Origin of the sequence: Rhodopirellula maiorica SM1 (assembly GCF_000346295.1) — a bacterium.
GTDB lineage: Bacteria > Planctomycetota > Planctomycetia > Pirellulales > Pirellulaceae > Novipirellula > Novipirellula maiorica.
The window spans coordinates 1-3,505 of sequence record NZ_ANOG01000821.1 but is presented as its reverse complement, the minus strand read 5'-3'; the positions used below and the strand labels follow the sequence as shown (position 1 = coordinate 3,505).

Below are 3,505 nucleotides of genomic sequence, written 5' to 3'. Positions count from 1 at the left end.
CCAAAGGGGAGGTGAATCGGCGGCTTCTCCCAGCAAAACTGGCAACAGCATCACCAAGTCGGACAGATCATCAACGACAAGCAGAGGGTTTTCGACCTCCAACATCTCCCGTGTATAGCCGCCGGTGCAAACCGCGATCACGGCGGCACCGATCGCGTGTCCACAACGAATATCAGCCGGTGTATCACCAATCACCATGATCCGCTCACAGGCCTTTTCGCCCGCCTCGCTGCGGATTACCTCCCTTGCTCGACGAGCCAAATCGTCACGATGGACGTCACTGTCACCGCCGACGATCCAGCGAACGTATTGCCGCAAACCAAAATGATCTAGCTTGTGATGTGCCGTCTCGACCAAATTGCCCGTCATCACGCTTACGCACACGCGCGCGTCGATCGCTAATTGCTCCAACAACTCAACCACTCCTGGCAACACGGTGCCACCCCGCTGCTGCAAAACCTCCGGCAGCAACGAAACATATCGATTCTGCAACCGTTCGCGATTGGATTTATTCGGCTCGAGTCCGTTCAAGATCAGCAATTCATCCAAAATCCCCCGATCGGTCCGTCCGGCGTAATCCACCTCCGCCGTCGCGTGGGGCAAGTCGAATTCTTGCTGTAGAGCCAGTTCCAACGCACCTTGCCCCCCACGGTTTGTCAGTAACAACGTTCCATCGATATCGAAAAGCAAAGTTCGCATTGGGCTCAAAATCTTCAAATATCGAGAAAAACAACGTAGTTACCGTTAAACCTGGGTACGGATTGACGGTCTTTGTAGCATGCCGACTGTACTGCGATACGACAATTCACCCTCCACCCTGGGATGGAAGACCGCAGGAAGCGGCAGGGAAGAGCTAGATACCTTGCCATTTCTAACCCAACGAACCCTCCCCGAAGAGGAGATGAACCTCCGTTTCCCCACCTCAACACGGGTCGGGCTTCACCGTTTCGGTGATGCAGATTAACTTAACAGCACTCTACCCTCAAAACGAAAACCGCTGGACTCGCGATGGTCGTCACCGAACACGAAACCACTAACACTGCCGATTCCGATGCAGCACCCCCGCTGGTCGACAAGAGCGGTTCGCGGGTGCAAGAGATGTTTCGTCAAATCGCACCTCGCTATGACGCGATGAATCATCTGCTGTCGCTCAGTATCGACCGCTATTGGCGGTGGCGTACGGTGCGAATTTTGAAACTCGACTCGACCGCTCCTGTCCTGGATACCTGTACCGGTACCGGTGACCTTGCGATCGCGATTGCTAAAAAGGCTCCGAAAAACGTCCGCGTCGTGGGCAGTGATTTTTGTCACGCGATGCTTGAAATTGCGATCCGCAAGCGACGCCCTGGAACGGCCAGCGAATCGATCGAGTTTATCGAGGCCGATTCGCAATCGCTGCCGTTTCCCGAGAACCATTTCCAGTGTGTCACAGTCGCTTTTGGACTTCGCAACGTCACGGATACCGACCAAGGCCTCCGCGAAATGACTCGCGTCTGCACCCCCGGCGGACAAGTCGTAGTGCTGGAGTTTTCTCAGCCTCGGCTGATCGGACTCCGCCAAGCCTACGGATTCTACTTTCGCAACGTGCTGCCTCGGATTGGACAGCTTTTCGCTCGTAACGACAAATCGGCCTACAAGTATCTGCCCGAATCGGTGGGCCAATTCCCCGATGGCCAGGCCCTTGCTGATCGCATGACCGCCGCAGGCCTAACCGACGTTCGGTTCACTCCGATGACATTTGGTGTCGCCACGATCTACCAAGGCACTAAACCGCCGACAGCGGAGTCGACCGAGTGAGCAACGCGGCATCGAATCCGGATCGAGATCCAAAGAATCAAGCCCCCGTTGTGCTGGCGATGACCGGTGCGAGTGGCGCGATCTATGGGGTCCGCTTGCTGCAAATCCTCGCTCGCGCTGGCTACGAAGTGCACGTCACGATCAGCCCCAGCGGGGCGGCGGTGATCAAGCAGGAACTCGGCGCGACCGTGGATACTTACAATGTCGATGTCGCAGGACTGTTGACGCTTTCCCCATCTTGGTCGGGCACAACGCTCCCGGCCCCCGATGCAAGCGTGCTATCGCGAATTCATTACCACCGCTATGACGACTACTTCACCCCGATCGCCAGCGGATCATTTCGCACGCAAGCGATGGTGGTGTGCCCGTGCAGCGGCAGCACGCTCAGCGGGATCGCTCGCGCGGCCGGATCGAACTTGATCCAGCGCGCCGCCGAGGTCCATTTAAAAGAACATCGAAAACTCGTCCTTGTGCCGCGAGAAACGCCCCTCAGTGTATTGCAACTCGAAAACATGCACCGCTTGGCCGCTGCCGGCGCTGTGATATTGCCCGCGATGCCCGGTTGGTACCATGGCGTCGAGTCGCTCGATTCGCTGGTCGATTTTATTGTCAGTCGCATCATGGACCAAATCGGCGTCGACAACTCGTTGATCCAGCGATGGAGAGAATCATGAACATCTCGCATTGGCTCGGACTGATTCGATTCAGTCATACGGTGTTCGCATTGCCCTTTGCTGCGTTGGCGACCGTCATGGCGCTATCAACTCCGCTCGCCTCAGGCGAGCGTCCCTCGTTTCGCTGGCAAGACATGCTGGGCATTCTGCTTTGCATGGTCTTCGCCCGCAGTGCCGCAATGGCGTTTAACCGATTGGTCGATCACGACATCGATGCACGAAATCCCCGAACCCAAAAGCGGCACTTGCCCGCTGGAGTGCTGCGTCGCAGCAGCGTGTGGGCGTTTACGATCGGCTGCTCCGTCGCCTTTATCGCATCCACGGCTTTGTTTTTGCCTAACCGTTTGCCACTCTACGCAGCGGTTCCTGTATTGATGTTCTTGTGTGGTTATAGTCTGGCGAAGCGATTCACTGCCGCAGCGCACCTTTGGCTCGGCGTCGCACTCAGTCTGTCACCGATCTGCGTCTGGGTCGCGATCCGCGGCGGCGAAGTGACCGCGAACCCGATAGACTTGCTCGCTCCACTGATTCTTGCCGCCGCCGTAGCCGCCTGGGTTGCCGGATTCGACACCATTTATGCGTGCCAAGACGCGGCGTTTGACGCCGAAGCAGGCCTCCACAGCATCCCAGCAAAATTTGGAATCGCGGGGGCGTTAAAGATTGCTGCCGTATTTCATATCGTGATGCTGGGGCTACTCAGTTTGCTGCCCACGTTTGCGGATAGCACCGGTCTCGGAATCTTTTTCTGGGGTGTATTGGCGGTTGTTGCCGCGATGGTGTTATGGCAACACTGGCTAGTCCGTCCCGACGATTTGAATCGGGTCAATCAAGCATTTTTCAACACCAATGCCGCCATCAGTTTGACGTTACTTGTCGCAGGAACCCTCGATTGCATCTGGCTGTAAGTGGGATAGGCTTCTAGCCTGTCATCTGCCACCCCCGTTCACCAACTGATATCCACCAATTTCAAGCGGTACGGCACAAGCCGTCCGGTCTCGCACCTAAAACATCCAACGCATGATCACTCAAGAACG

4 protein-coding genes are annotated in these 3,505 nt (G+C 56.5%); 3 read left to right on the top strand and 1 reads right to left on the bottom strand.

Annotated features, from left to right (window positions below; genetic code table 11):
• On the bottom strand, positions 1 to 699 hold a 699-nt coding region (locus RMSM_RS26725), incomplete at its 3' end, for an HAD family hydrolase (RefSeq protein ID WP_008704172.1).
• A 309-nt stretch (positions 700 to 1,008) separates the two neighbouring features.
• On the opposite strand from RMSM_RS26725, the gene ubiE reads away from it, so the two are divergent.
• The 3 genes from ubiE to RMSM_RS26710 are packed head-to-tail and all read left to right on the top strand — an operon-like array spanning position 1,009 to position 3,376.
• Positions 1,009 to 1,797, top strand: a complete 789-nt coding sequence (ubiE, locus tag RMSM_RS26720) for a bifunctional demethylmenaquinone methyltransferase/2-methoxy-6-polyprenyl-1,4-benzoquinol methylase UbiE (protein ID WP_008704170.1) — start codon at positions 1,009 to 1,011, stop codon at positions 1,795 to 1,797.
• Between the two features lie 59 nt (positions 1,798 to 1,856).
• Positions 1,857 to 2,471, top strand: coding sequence for a UbiX family flavin prenyltransferase (locus tag RMSM_RS26715; protein ID WP_052031824.1), 615 nt, complete (start codon positions 1,857 to 1,859; stop codon positions 2,469 to 2,471).
• The gene (locus tag RMSM_RS26710; protein WP_008704167.1) at positions 2,468 to 3,376 is read left to right on the top strand and encodes a UbiA-like polyprenyltransferase; all 909 of its coding nucleotides are present in this window, start codon (positions 2,468 to 2,470) and stop codon (positions 3,374 to 3,376) included. The genes RMSM_RS26715 and RMSM_RS26710 overlap by 4 nt, the downstream gene beginning before the upstream one ends.
• Positions 3,377 to 3,505 lie beyond the last annotated feature (129 nt).